The sequence below is a fragment of the Salmonella sp. 741265116_PST genome, assembly GCF_046567715.1.
Classification (GTDB): Bacteria; Pseudomonadota; Gammaproteobacteria; order Enterobacterales; family Enterobacteriaceae; genus Salmonella; species Salmonella enterica.
Map to the genome: position 1 here is coordinate 163,354 of NZ_JBKFPH010000002.1, position 12,236 is coordinate 175,589.

General features: G+C 52.4%; 13 protein-coding genes. 7 read left to right on the plus strand and 6 right to left on the minus strand.

Going from position 1 to position 12,236, the window contains the following annotated elements; genetic code table 11:
- Positions 1–3: 3 nt before the first annotated feature.
- Positions 4–525 carry a superoxide dismutase [Cu-Zn] SodC2 gene (gene sodC2 / locus ACLD11_RS02170; protein WP_183073936.1) on the plus strand — a complete coding sequence of 174 codons (522 nt, stop codon included), beginning with the start codon at positions 4–6 and terminating at the stop codon, positions 523–525.
- Here the strand turns inward: sodC2 and ACLD11_RS02175 are convergent.
- The 3 genes from ACLD11_RS02175 to ACLD11_RS02185 are packed head-to-tail and all read right to left on the minus strand — an operon-like array spanning position 501 to position 3,639.
- Complete coding sequence (locus ACLD11_RS02175; protein ID WP_411014475.1) at positions 501–2,540, minus strand: FUSC family protein; 2,040 nt, start codon at positions 2,538–2,540, stop codon at positions 501–503. The genes sodC2 and ACLD11_RS02175 overlap by 25 nt on opposite strands.
- Positions 2,540–3,400 (minus strand): efflux RND transporter periplasmic adaptor subunit, encoded by an 861-nt coding sequence (locus ACLD11_RS02180; protein WP_411014476.1) that lies wholly within the window; start codon positions 3,398–3,400, stop codon positions 2,540–2,542. Before ACLD11_RS02180 ends, ACLD11_RS02175 begins: the two co-directional genes overlap by 1 nt.
- 2 nt (positions 3,401–3,402) lie before the next feature.
- On the minus strand, positions 3,403–3,639 hold the full coding sequence (locus ACLD11_RS02185) for a DUF1656 domain-containing protein (protein WP_000649756.1): 237 nt from the start codon (positions 3,637–3,639) through the stop codon (positions 3,403–3,405).
- A gap of 194 nt (positions 3,640–3,833) precedes the next feature.
- Here ACLD11_RS02185 and slyA point away from each other — a divergent pair, with 194 nt between their 5' ends.
- Positions 3,834–4,274: a transcriptional regulator SlyA gene (gene slyA / locus ACLD11_RS02190; protein ID WP_000764554.1), complete on the plus strand. Its 441-nt coding sequence runs from the start codon at positions 3,834–3,836 to the stop codon at positions 4,272–4,274.
- Between the two features lie 47 nt (positions 4,275–4,321).
- On the opposite strand, the gene slyB is transcribed toward slyA, so the two are convergent.
- Positions 4,322–4,789, minus strand: coding sequence for an outer membrane lipoprotein SlyB (gene slyB / locus ACLD11_RS02195; RefSeq protein WP_000597179.1), 468 nt, complete (start codon positions 4,787–4,789; stop codon positions 4,322–4,324).
- 271 nt (positions 4,790–5,060) lie between these two features.
- On the opposite strand from slyB, the gene anmK reads away from it, so the two are divergent.
- The 5 genes from anmK (at position 5,061) to pdxY (ending at position 9,635) form a co-directional block, all read left to right on the plus strand.
- Positions 5,061–6,182 (plus strand): anhydro-N-acetylmuramic acid kinase, encoded by a 1,122-nt coding sequence (anmK, locus tag ACLD11_RS02200; protein ID WP_042947353.1) that lies wholly within the window; start codon positions 5,061–5,063, stop codon positions 6,180–6,182.
- An 87-nt stretch (positions 6,183–6,269) separates the two neighbouring features.
- Positions 6,270–6,599 (plus strand): C-type lysozyme inhibitor, encoded by a 330-nt coding sequence (gene mliC, locus ACLD11_RS02205; RefSeq protein WP_001132086.1) that lies wholly within the window; start codon positions 6,270–6,272, stop codon positions 6,597–6,599.
- A 58-nt stretch (positions 6,600–6,657) separates the two neighbouring features.
- Positions 6,658–7,314, plus strand: a complete 657-nt coding sequence (gene pdxH / locus ACLD11_RS02210; RefSeq protein ID WP_001282334.1) for a pyridoxamine 5'-phosphate oxidase — start codon at positions 6,658–6,660, stop codon at positions 7,312–7,314.
- A gap of 126 nt (positions 7,315–7,440) precedes the next feature.
- Positions 7,441–8,715 carry a tyrosine--tRNA ligase gene (tyrS, locus tag ACLD11_RS02215; RefSeq protein ID WP_000168626.1) on the plus strand — a complete coding sequence of 425 codons (1,275 nt, stop codon included), beginning with the start codon at positions 7,441–7,443 and terminating at the stop codon, positions 8,713–8,715.
- 59 nt (positions 8,716–8,774) lie between these two features.
- A complete protein-coding gene (gene pdxY / locus ACLD11_RS02220; protein ID WP_076726510.1) occupies positions 8,775–9,635 on the plus strand; it encodes a pyridoxal kinase PdxY in 861 nt (286 codons plus the stop codon).
- Between the two features lie 58 nt (positions 9,636–9,693).
- On the opposite strand, the gene gstA is transcribed toward pdxY, so the two are convergent.
- Together gstA and dtpA are read right to left on the minus strand one after the other, a co-directional pair.
- Positions 9,694–10,299 (minus strand): glutathione transferase GstA, encoded by a 606-nt coding sequence (gene gstA, locus ACLD11_RS02225; RefSeq protein ID WP_000765727.1) that lies wholly within the window; start codon positions 10,297–10,299, stop codon positions 9,694–9,696.
- Between the two features lie 104 nt (positions 10,300–10,403).
- Positions 10,404–11,909 carry a dipeptide/tripeptide permease DtpA gene (gene dtpA, locus ACLD11_RS02230; protein WP_000100909.1) on the minus strand — a complete coding sequence of 502 codons (1,506 nt, stop codon included), beginning with the start codon at positions 11,907–11,909 and terminating at the stop codon, positions 10,404–10,406.
- Positions 11,910–12,236 lie beyond the last annotated feature (327 nt).

Below are 12,236 nucleotides of genomic sequence, written 5' to 3' on the forward strand. Positions count from 1 at the left end.
TTTATGAAGCGATTAAGTTTAGCGATGGTGACGCTGTTGGCCTGTGCGGGTGCGCAGGCCGCCAGCGAGAAAGTAGAGATGAATCTGGTGACGGCGCAAGGCGTAGGACAGTCTATCGGCACCGTCGTCATCGATGAAACCGAAGGCGGCTTAAAATTTACCCCACACCTTAAAGCGTTACCGCCGGGCGAGCATGGTTTTCACATTCATGCCAAAGATAGCTGCCAGCCCGCGATTAAAGACGGCAAAGCGGTTGCCGCAGAAGCCGCTGGTGGTCATCTGGACCCACAAAATACCGGCAAGCATGAAGGACCGGAAGGCCAGGGGCATCTGGGCGATCTCCCGGTGTTAGTCGTTAATAATGATGGTATCGCCACCGAACCGGTTACTGCGCCGCGTCTGAAGTCTCTTGATGAAGTGAAAGATAAAGCGCTCATGATCCATGTGGGCGGCGATAACATGTCCGATCAGCCGAAACCGCTCGGCGGCGGCGGAACGCGTTACGCCTGCGGCGTCATCAAATAACCCGGAGACAGCGTTCCCTGCGCTGGAGCCTGTTCCAACTGCGACAGCGAACAGTGTAAACGCCAGATAATCGCCGCCAGCTCATGCGCGGCGGGTTGATGATGATGTGCGAGCGTGTCGCAGATACGCTGTAGTTCCTGTAGCGTGACGGCAAGCGGGCGTTGCTGCACGCCGCGCTCGCTCATCACATCGCGCAGCAGGGATATACAAATATCCCGCACCCGGGAAAGCGGATCGGAACGCGACTCCCAGGCGCGCAGCTGCCACACCACATGCGAGCAGTTCAGCAGTACCACTCCCCAACGTAATAACCACCGGCGCGCCAGCGCATCCTGGCTATTGCTGAGCTGACTGACGTGATGATAGGTCAGCGATTCAAACTCGCTTTCGCTATGGGAAGGGTGACGGCTAAGCTGATCGACGAAATCCCGGTGTAGCGCGCGGATATGGCGGCGGCTTTTTACGGCATCGGAACCGGGGCGCAAAATCGCAAACGCCAGCCAGGAAATCGCGACGCCGACGATCTTGGCGGTATTATCGTTAAGGAAGTCGGCGAAGTCGTACACCGGCGGGTTGGTCACGGCGATGAATGAGCCCATAAAAACGATAAGCTGCCCCCACAGTCCCGCCAGCTTAGGCATCTGCAGTTTAAGCAGTTGCATCGTGACGAACAGCGGAAAAAGGAAAAGTAAGAATTGCCACAGATCGGTGATTTGCACCATCAGGCCAAATTTCACCACGAAGCTGAATAAGGACAGCAGCACTAAAGTACGCATCAATAAGGTGAGCGACTTAAACGGCGTGGCGACGATGGAGTAGAGAACGCAACTGATCGCCGCCAGGGTTAATGCGCCGGGCCCTGATTCCCATTGCGCGCCAATACTCCAGGCACCAATTACCGTGAGCGTGCAAAAGGTACGTACGCCGCTCCAGATGGCCTCTGCGTTATCCGTATGCCGCGCAAGGCCGGGAGTGCGGCGGATATGGATTTGATCCACCGGCGCGCCGCTTTCGATCAGATATAACTGACGGCTGCTGCGCAGATATAGCTGGCAAAAATAGCGTAATCGCTGCCAGAACGCGAGGTGACGATAATCCTGTTCATCCTGCGGGCGTAGCGGCGCAATAATCCGCGCCACGGTGTAGCTGTCCGCGCGCGGTTTCGCCAGTGCAGCTAAGAGTTGTTCAATGACTTCGCGGCTGTTTTCCGGCGGCGTCGGCCAGTTTAAAAGCATTCTACGCAGACTGGAGATCACGCTGGTTAGCCGTAATTGCTGGTGTAACAATGCATTTAGCAATGCATTCTGGCGGCGAAAACGGTAGTGACTCCAGAAGGCCTGAATACGCAGCAGGTTCATGGTCAGGATTTGCCCAATGACGCCCTCATGCGCGGAGCGGATGGCGTCGGTAGTCTCCGGCTGCCAAAGTAGACTGGCATGTTCCAGCAAGCGCGCATGCATGTTTTTCAACGCGGTGAGCAGGGCAGTGCCATCCGATGTACTGGGCAGGATCATCATCATCATGCCGCCACAGAGGATGCCGACGATAACTTCACATACGCGCGTTTGGGCGATATCCCACAACTGCGTGATTTCTACAATATTAACCATCGGGAACGCGATGATAGCCGCCGTGTAGCCGGACAACTGGAAAGCATAAGCGGCGTTATTGGTAAAATGCGCGCAGGCCCAGGTACAAAAACCGATCCAGGCGGCCATGCTAAACAAGAACAACCAGGGCTCATTCAGCGTATGGCCGGCAATAATCAACGCGGCGGTCGCGCCGAGTAAACTCCCGGCAATACGCCCCAGACTTTTACTGATTACGCCGCCTACGGTCGGAAAGCTCACCACTGCGGCCGAAGTCATCGCCCAGTAGGGCTCATCCAGATTGAGATAATAAGCGAATGTCAGCGCGAGACACATGGCAATGGTATTGCGCAACGCGTAACGCCACTGGCCGGAGGTCGCTTTAAACCAGGGCGTATTTCGCAGTGCCGGCAGGGAGAGTTTCATTACCGCTGTCCAATGGCTACGCTGCAGGTAGTGCCGGAGACGAGCGTGATATTCTGCGGCAAAGCGTCAAATTCGATACGTACCGGTACGCGTTGTGCCAGACGTACCCACGGTACGTTGGGTTTGATATCGGGCACTAAACCGGAGTCACTTTCCACGCTTTGGTCGTAAATAGCGCGCCCGATACTGCCAACGTGACCCTGTAACTTAACATTGCCACTATACAGTGTTATTAATGCAGGCTCACCTTCGCGGATATGGCGTAGTTTGGTTTCTTCGAAATATCCCATTACATAAAATGAATGGCTATCTACCAGGGCGAAAAGCGGCTTACCGGTACTGGCATAATCACCGGTACGTGTGGAAAGGTTGGTCACCCAGCCGGATACCGGCGCTTTTACTTCCGTCTGGCTAAGCTGCCACTGCGCCTGTTTTAACGTTGCCAGTGCGACATCTACGCTGGCCTGCATCGCTTTAACATTCAGATTGGCGCTATCCAGATCTTCAGCAGAGATGTAGTTACGCGATAAATGTCGACGTCGATCGGCTTCATTATTCGCTTTTGCCAGATCGGACTGCGCTTTGGCCAACTGCGCCTGCGCGTTAAGTTCTGCAATATGGAAGGGCGTTTTATCAATGACAAAAAGAACGTCCCCGGCGTTGACGAACTGATTATCTTTGATATTGAGTTGGGTAATGCTGCCAGAAACCTGCGGCGTTACGCTGACCTGTTCCGCGCGGATTTTACCATCGCGTGTCCATGGCGATTGCATATAGTAATTCCATAACCACCACGCGGCCAGAACGGCGACAACGGCGACAATGAGAGTAGAAAAATATTTTATTGTTTTTAACGACATATTTACCACACGATCAGTAAAACGAGGCCCAGACATACGCACAGCGTAAAGAGGGAGAGATCCATTAACAGGGGATGCCAGATTTCATCAGAGTATATCCGGTCACGCAGGAGTCGGTGAATAAACAACCAGATAACGAACCCAAGCGCAAAGGCTTTAAAGAATGGCGGAAAGTAAACAGATGCTCCCAACATGAGATCTTGTAAGGGCAATCCTGTGGCGTTGAGTATACACTTCACAAGCAATGTTCCTTTGAGTCAGACATCGATGCTTTAGTTTTAGCCAAAACCGAAGCTACAGGTGCCTGGTGCGCACTATGTCTGAAAAAATGTCTATTGGTAAGCAAATTTAGCAATACATTTGTTTTGAGAATACAAATACTGCACACTATTCTAAAATCAGCATAATAACTTAGCAAGCTAATTATAAGGAGATGAAATTGGAATCGCCACTAGGTTCTGATCTGGCACGGTTGGTGCGCATTTGGCGTGCTCTGATTGACCATCGCCTCAAGCCTCTGGAATTGACGCAGACACATTGGGTCACGTTGCACAATATTCATCAATTGCCGCCTGACCAGTCGCAGATTCAATTGGCTAAAGCGATAGGCATTGAGCAGCCATCGCTGGTACGCACGTTGGATCAACTTGAAGATAAGGGGCTAATTTCGCGGCAAACCTGCGCCAGCGATCGTCGCGCTAAGCGGATTAAACTGACCGAAAAAGCGGAGCCGCTGATCGCTGAGATGGAAGAGGTCATTCATAAAACGCGCGGTGAAATTTTGGCTGGGATTTCTTCAGAGGAGATTGAGCTTCTGATTAAACTTGTCGCTAAACTTGAACACAACATTATGGAATTGCACTCTCACGATTGAGGTGCAGGGGCATACGTGTGGCCATGTGACCACACGTAAAGCCTGGTTTAGCGTGGAGAGACAGTAACCTGGCTGCCGTTGCTGGCCAGCACGACACGCTGACCTGCCGAGAAACGCGTATTTCCTTGTTTCTGCACAACCATAATGGTGTTGCCATCGTCTTTACGAATTTCCAGTTCCACACCTTGGGTTTTATTCATTGCGCTCTGGACGCCCTGGCCCGCTACGCCACCAGCCACCGCGCCTGCCGCGGTCGCCAGTGAACGACCCGTACCGCCGCCGATAGTGTTGCCGAGGAATCCGCCCAACACCGCGCCGCCGATAGCGCCAATCACGTTAGAATCATCACCGCCCTGAATTTGAACCGGACGAACGTTAACGATAGTACCGTACGTTACATTCTGAACTTGTTTAGCCTCGGATGCGGTATAAACATCACCCGAAAGGCTATCATTGTTAACACACCCAGCTAAGGATAACCCCATCAGTGAAACGGCCAGTACACGTTTAATCATTTACCCATCTCCTGTTCTTCACGAAACGCTATTTCAGCATCCCTATAGCTAAATTATATGGCATTTATGCAGTTAAGGTCATATCTTCTGCCGAAAGAATGTAAAAATCATAATCAGAAGTTAATTAACTAATCTTAAACGAAGTGGGAAGCAAGAAAAGATAGGTTATTGATATCCGTGGACGGCACGGCAAAAACGTGACGCGGGCGTCGCATTGCAAAATACGTTATGCCGAGTGTTAAGGCTTAACCCAGCTTAATAAGGAAGAGGTATGAAATCGGGTCGTTTTATTGGCGTTATGTCCGGGACCAGCCTTGATGGCGTGGATGTTGTACTGGCGGCAATTGATGAAACAATGGTAGCGCAACAGGCAAGTCTCACCTGGCCCATTCCCGTTCATCTGAAAAAAGGCATTCTCGATATTTGCCAGGGACAGCCGCTTACGCTCTCGCAACTCGGCCAGCTGGATACCCAGTTAGGCCGGCTTTTTGCACAGGCGGTTAATGCGCTGTTAGCGCAACAACGTTTGCAGCCGCGGGATATCGTCGCCATTGGTTGTCATGGGCAAACGGTCTGGCATGAGCCGACCGGCGAGGCCCCGCATACGCTGCAAATTGGCGATAATAATCACATCGTCGCCCATACGGGGATTACAGTGGTCGGCGATTTTCGGCGGCGGGATATTGCGCTGGGCGGACAAGGCGCGCCGCTGGTGCCCGCTTTCCATCACGCGCTGTTGGGACATCCGACGGAAAAACGTATGGTCCTGAATATCGGCGGCATCGCCAATTTATCTCTGCTTTTCCCCGGACAGGCGGTGCGCGGGTACGACACGGGGCCGGGTAATATGTTGATGGATGCGTGGATTTGGCGACAATGCGCGCAGCCCTACGACAAAGATGCGGCATGGGCGAAAGAAGGTCAGGTTATTCTTCCCTTGCTGCAAAAGATGTTGCGCGATCCGTACTTTGCTGCGTCGGCGCCCAAAAGTACAGGACGCGAATATTTCAACTATGGCTGGTTAGAACGTCATCTTACGGCTTTCCCTGGTGCAGACGCGCGCGATGTACAGGCCACGCTGGCTGAGCTGACGGCGGTCTCCATCGCCCAACAGGTGCTGCTCAATGGCGGCTGCGAGCGGCTGATGGTCTGTGGCGGCGGAGGCCGGAATCCGTTAGTGATGGCCCGTCTGGCGGCGCTGTTGCCCGGTATCGAGGTTTCGACCACCGATAAGGCGGGGATCAGCGGCGATGATATGGAAGCGCTGGCCTTTGCATGGCTTGCCTGGCGAACGCTCGCGGGCCTGCCGGGAAATTTACCTTCCGTGACGGGGGCTACAGAAGCCAGTGTTTTAGGCGCTATTTACCCGGCTAACCCAATAACTCAGAGTTAACTGAATTTTTCCCGGACCCTATATCGGTAAACTAGCAAGGTCAGGAAGGGGCGTTTGCCCTTCCAGAAGCAGGAGAGCTTTCGGGATATGCCTATGAAAAAGATCGCAATAATGTGTTTACCTGTGCTGCTGACCGGCTGTAGCGTTTATCAACAATTTGTTGAACGTATGCAAACGGATACGCTGGAATACCAGTGTGATGAGAAGCCGCTTACCGTTAAAGTCAATAACCCGCGTGAAGAGGTCAGTTTTGTTTATGACAATAAGCTGCTGACCCTGAAGCAAGGAATCTCGGCCTCGGGCGCGCGTTATACCGACGGGATTTATGTTTTCTGGTCGCAAGGCGAGAGCGCCACGGTCTATAAACGAGACAGAATTGTGCTTAATAACTGTCAGTTACAAAATCCGAAGCGTTGAGATTTTCAGTATGGGGGCGCACAATAGCGCCACCCACTGATTATTTCTGATCAACGCCATGTCTGATAACGACCAATTGCAGCAGATCGCGCATCTGCGCCGTGAATACACGAAAGGCGGCTTGCGTCGCCGCGATTTACCCGCTGAACCGTTAACCTTATTTGAGCGCTGGCTTGGGCAAGCGTGCGACGCCAGACTGGCCGATCCGACGGCAATGGTCGTGGCGACCGTAGATGACAAGGGGCAACCGTACCAGCGTATTGTATTGCTCAAGCATTATGATGAAAAAGGCCTGGTCTTTTATACCAACCTGGGAAGCCGCAAGGCGCATCAGATTGAGCACAATCCGCGTATCAGTCTGTTATTTCCCTGGCATATGCTTGAACGCCAGGTGATGGTGACAGGCAAAGCCGAGCGTCTCTCCACACTTGAGGTGGTGAGGTATTTCCACAGCCGTCCGCGCGACAGCCAGATCGGCGCATGGGTCTCTAAACAATCCAGCCGCATTTCCGCGCGCGGTATCCTCGAAAGCAAATTCCTGGAGCTTAAGCAGAAATTTCAACAGGGCGAAGTGCCGTTACCCAGCTTCTGGGGTGGTTTTCGCGTGAGTATCGAACAGATGGAGTTCTGGCAGGGCGGCGAACATCGTCTGCACGATCGCTTTTTATACCAACGCGACGACGGCGCATGGAAAATCGACCGTCTTGCGCCCTAAAGATGCAAAAATCTTGTTTTAAGCACTGGTGCGGATGAATCCGCCGTTTTATGCTATGTCTCTTTCGCGTCTGGCGAAAAGTCGTGTACCGGCAAAGGTGCAGTCGTTTTATACATGGAGATTTTGATGGCAAGCAGTAACTTGATTAAACAATTGCAAGAGCGGGGGCTGGTAGCCCAGGTGACGGACGAAGACGCGTTGGCAGAGCGACTGGCGCAAGGCCCGATCGCGCTCTATTGCGGCTTCGATCCTACCGCTGACAGCTTGCATTTGGGGCATCTGGTTCCATTGTTATGCCTGAAACGCTTCCAGCAGGCAGGGCACAAACCTGTTGCGCTGGTAGGCGGCGCGACCGGTCTGATTGGCGACCCGAGCTTCAAAGCCGCCGAGCGTAAACTGAACACTGAAGAGACCGTTCAGGAGTGGGTGGCGAAAATTCGTAAACAGGTTGCCCCATTCCTGGACTTTGATTGCGGCGAAAACTCCGCCATCGCGGCCAATAACTATGACTGGTTCGGCAGCATGAATGTGCTGACTTTCCTGCGCGATATCGGTAAACATTTTTCCGTTAATCAGATGATCAACAAAGAAGCGGTGAAGCAGCGTCTGAACCGTGACGATCAGGGTATCTCTTTCACGGAGTTCTCTTATAACCTGCTACAGGGGTACGACTTCGCTTGTCTGAATAAACTGCACGGCGTTGCCTTACAGATTGGCGGTTCTGACCAGTGGGGGAACATCACTTCCGGTATCGACCTGACCCGTCGCCTGCACCAGAATCAGGTATTTGGTTTGACCGTTCCGCTGATCACCAAAGCTGACGGCACGAAATTCGGTAAAACCGAAGGCGGCGCTGTCTGGCTGGATCCGAAGAAAACCAGTCCGTACAAATTCTACCAGTTCTGGATTAACACCGCAGATGCCGATGTTTATCGCTTCCTGAAATTCTTCACTTTTATGGACATTGAAGAGATCAATGCCCTGGAAGAAGAAGATAAAAACAGCGGTAAAGCGCCGCGCGCGCAGTATGTGCTGGCCGAGCAGGTGACGCGCCTGGTTCATGGTGAAGAGGGGCTGGTCGCGGCGAAACGGATCACTGAATGCCTGTTCAGCGGTTCACTGAGCGCGCTGAGCGAAGCTGACTTTGAGCAGTTGGCGCAGGACGGCGTACCGATGGTTGAAATGGAAAAAGGCGCCGACCTGATGCAGGCGTTGGTAGACGCCGAACTCCAGCCGTCGCGTGGTCAGGCGCGTAAGACTATCGCCTCCAACGCTGTCACTATCAATGGTGAGAAACAATCCGATCCTGAATACATCTTTAACGATGAGGACCGTCTGTTTGGCCGCTATACCTTATTACGTCGCGGCAAAAAGAACTATTGTCTGATTTGCTGGAAATAAGGCATTAAGTAACAGGGAGTGAGAAATCACTCCCTTATTTTTGATGTTCAGGTAAAAAAATGAAGAATATCCTCGCTATCCAGTCCCATGTTGTTTTCGGACATGCGGGCAACAGCGCCGCCGAATTTCCCATGCGCCGTCTTGGCGCGAATGTTTGGCCGCTGAATACCGTTCAGTTTTCTAACCACACGCAATATGGTAAATGGACCGGCTGTGTCATGCCGCCCAGCCATCTGACTGAGATTGTCCAGGGGATTGCGGACATTGGCCAGTTAGCGCACTGCGACGCCGTACTTAGCGGTTACCTGGGATCTGCCGAGCAGGGAGAACACATTCTCGGTATTGTGCGCCAGGTTAAAGCGGCAAATCCGCAGGCAAAATATTTCTGCGATCCCGTGATGGGGCATCCGGAAAAGGGCTGTATCGTGGCGCCTGGCGTCGCAGAGTTCCATGTGCGTTATGCGCTACCCGCCAGCGATATGATCGCGCCTAACCTGATTGAACTGGAAATTCTCAGCAAACATAGCGTGAATAATGTGAATGACGCCGTGCAGGCGGCGCGAGAACTGATTGCTCAGGGGCCAGAAATTGTACTGGTAAAACATCTCGCCCGCGCCGGTTACAGTTCAGAACGCTTTGAAATGCTGCTGGTGACAGCGCAGGAAGCCTGGCATATTAGCCGTCCGCTGGTGGATTTCGGTTCACGTCAGCCGGTTGGCGTTGGCGATGTCACCAGTGGTTTATTGCTGGTCAAACTTTTGCAGGGCGCGACGTTGCAGCAGGCGCTGGAGCACGTTACGGCGGCAGTCTATGAGATTATGATCGCCACCAAAACGATGCAGGAGTACGAACTGCAGGTCGTGGCGGCCCAGGACAGGATCGCTAACCCTGAACATTACTTCAGCGCAACGCGGCTGTAAGTATTGCTGCTAAAAAGAGGCCGGATGGCGGTACAGCGAGCTATCCGGCAACATGACATTAATTCAGTCCTTCCGCTTTAAGCGCTGCCGCAACGGTCGGTCTTTTTGCGACACGCTGCATATAACTTTCAATATGCGTTAACCCGTCCATATTCAGTTTTACGCCATAGGCCCAACGCAATACGGTAAACAGATAAGCGTCTGCGATGGTAAAACGCTGGCCGCAAATCCACTGGTCGTCTGAAAGCGACTCATCCACATACTGCAATTTCTTTTCCAGACCGGCGCGAACGGCGGGTTTAAGAGTTTCCGGCGTGTCAGGGCGGAACAGCGGGGTAAAGCCTTTATGCAGTTCCGTTGCAATATAGTTGAGCCATTCCAGCGTATGATAGCGAGCAAGACTACTTACCGGCGCCAGAAGCTGGCGGTCGGGAACGCTGTCGGCGAGATACTGCATAATGGCGACGCCTTCAGTCAACAGTGTGCCGTCATCCAGCAGCAGAGCCGGAACCTGTCCTTTAGGGTTGACTGCCAGGTAATCATCACCATTTTCCAGGCGTTTTTTTGCGAGATCGACGCCATCAAGCGTAAAGTCTTTGCCAATTTCGCGCAGGGTAATGTGGGAAGCAAGAGAGCAGGCACCCGGTTTGTAGAACAGTTTCATCGGTAACTCCTTTTTGCTGAGGTTTAAAGTATGGTAGTGCGGGGACGAGCAAAAAAAAAGCCGCTAACGCACAGTTAGCGGCCTGAATGTTGTTTCCCGGAAAATTAAACTGTAGCGGCTTTAGAGCCTTTTTCAGCGTTATCATCGTCCTGGGTCATACGGTTCAGCTTAGGCGCTGTCAGCAGCATCAGGATGGCGATAACGGCGGTTGCTATGCCAATCTGCATAAATACGCGACCATAGACTTCCAGGGACATCAGTGGGTCAGTCACGTCGCTCGGCACAGCCATCAGGTTGGCGACATAACCGCCGATGATGTTAGCGCCTGCCGTTGTCAGGAACCAGCTACCCATGATGAAGCCCATCAGACGCTGCGGAACCAACTGTGCGACCATTGCCAGTCCCAGACCGGAGATCATCAGCTCACCGATACTTTGCAGGCCGTAGCTTGCGATCAGCCAGTTTACGGATACGATGCCGGCATCGTTCGCAAATTTGGCGCCCAGCGGCAGAATCAGGAACGCGCCGGAACACAGCACCATACCAATGGCGAATTTCATCGGCATCGGCAGCGTATCGCCCATCCTGTTATAGATAGCGGCCAGAATCGGGCTGCCGATAATGATCCAGAATGGGTTCAGCGCCTGATACTGTTCCGGTTCGAACGCGATACCGAGAATAGAGTGCTCGACGTTACGAATGGCAAAGAAGTTCAGTGACGTCGGCATCTGGCTGTACAGTACGAAGAAGATAATCGCCTGCAGCATCAAAATAAAGGCGACGATCATTTTACGGCGAGCCGCGCCGTGCATGGAAAACGCTTCTTTACCGAAGATAATGACGATGCCAAGAGCGATTACGCCCAGCACCATACGCGCGATGTCCTGGTTGTGCAGCAGCCAGGTGGCGACCGCAATCAGAACGACAATACCCACGATTGTCAGCAGCAGATTACGGAAGTTGATCGGTTCAAAGTCGGGTTTGGAGCCGTAGCTTTTCACCCAGCGCTGGCAGAAAGCAAAGTTAACGACGGTTATCAGCATACCGACGACGCTAAGCGCAAACGCGGTGCTCCAGCCATAACGCGCCGCCAGCCACGGCGTCGCCAGCATAGAGAAGAAGGAGCCGATGTTGACGGACATATAATACATCGTAAATGCGCCGTCGAGACGCGGATCGTCCTTCGCGTAACAGGTAGACAGCAGGGAAGACGGGTTAGCTTTAAACAGACCGTTACCCACAGCGATAGCCGCCATGCCCATATAGACGATGCCAGCGTCATGACCAGACCATGCGACCAGCGCATAACCGATAGCCAGCACCACGGCACCCAGCATAATAACGCGTTTGGTGCCCAGAATTTTATCACCTAACCAACCGCCAATGGCGACCAGGCCGTACACCAGCGCACTGAAGGAAGAGAAAAGGGTGATGGAATCCGCTTCTGACATACCCAGTTGTTTTACCAGGTAGACGGCCATAATGCCTTGCAGGCCGTAATAACCAAAACGCTCCCATAACTCTATCGAGAAGATGAGATAGAACGCCTTCGGTTGTTTGAAAGCGTTCAAACTGACGCTTTCAGTTGGTTTTTTGTTTGCAGTAGACACTTTTACCTCTTTTTTACGCCCCGTATTAACAGGGATTGTCTGGCGCGTGATGAGTCAGACTCATCCGTCCGATTGTTATATTGGAGGGGAAACGGCAGGTAATGTTCACTATCTTTCCTCTCCAGACAAGAGCTTTGTAATAATCTGTTACATATAACTCTTCTGGTTGAATCGTCCGATGTCAGAAATGTTATCCAGCGTTAAATTTCTTCATTTGAAGAATGGCAGATTTTTACACTGCAAAAAGGCCATTGGTTTGGGTGAAAGGCGATATCTTCTGCTATTTAAGGTTAAAAGCAGTGATATAGGCCATTATCTGAAAAAATG

What these genes read in the sequence shown, in the direction of transcription:
- sodC2 (WP_183073936.1), top strand. Translation starts at nt 4, where the DNA reads ATGAAGCGATTAAGTTTAGCGATGGTGACGCTGTTGGCCTGTGCGGGT.
- ACLD11_RS02175 (WP_411014475.1), bottom strand. Translation starts at nt 2,540, where the DNA reads ATGAAACTCTCCCTGCCGGCACTGCGAAATACGCCCTGGTTTAAAGCG.
- ACLD11_RS02180 (WP_411014476.1), bottom strand. Translation starts at nt 3,400, where the DNA reads ATGTCGTTAAAAACAATAAAATATTTTTCTACTCTCATTGTCGCCGTT.
- slyA (WP_000764554.1), top strand. Translation starts at nt 3,834, where the DNA reads ATGAAATTGGAATCGCCACTAGGTTCTGATCTGGCACGGTTGGTGCGC.
- slyB (WP_000597179.1), bottom strand. Translation starts at nt 4,789, where the DNA reads ATGATTAAACGTGTACTGGCCGTTTCACTGATGGGGTTATCCTTAGCT.
- anmK (WP_042947353.1), top strand. Translation starts at nt 5,061, where the DNA reads ATGAAATCGGGTCGTTTTATTGGCGTTATGTCCGGGACCAGCCTTGAT.
- mliC (WP_001132086.1), top strand. Translation starts at nt 6,270, where the DNA reads ATGCCTATGAAAAAGATCGCAATAATGTGTTTACCTGTGCTGCTGACC.
- pdxH (WP_001282334.1), top strand. Translation starts at nt 6,658, where the DNA reads ATGTCTGATAACGACCAATTGCAGCAGATCGCGCATCTGCGCCGTGAA.
- tyrS (WP_000168626.1), top strand. Translation starts at nt 7,441, where the DNA reads ATGGCAAGCAGTAACTTGATTAAACAATTGCAAGAGCGGGGGCTGGTA.
- pdxY (WP_076726510.1), top strand. Translation starts at nt 8,775, where the DNA reads ATGAAGAATATCCTCGCTATCCAGTCCCATGTTGTTTTCGGACATGCG.
- gstA (WP_000765727.1), bottom strand. Translation starts at nt 10,299, where the DNA reads ATGAAACTGTTCTACAAACCGGGTGCCTGCTCTCTTGCTTCCCACATT.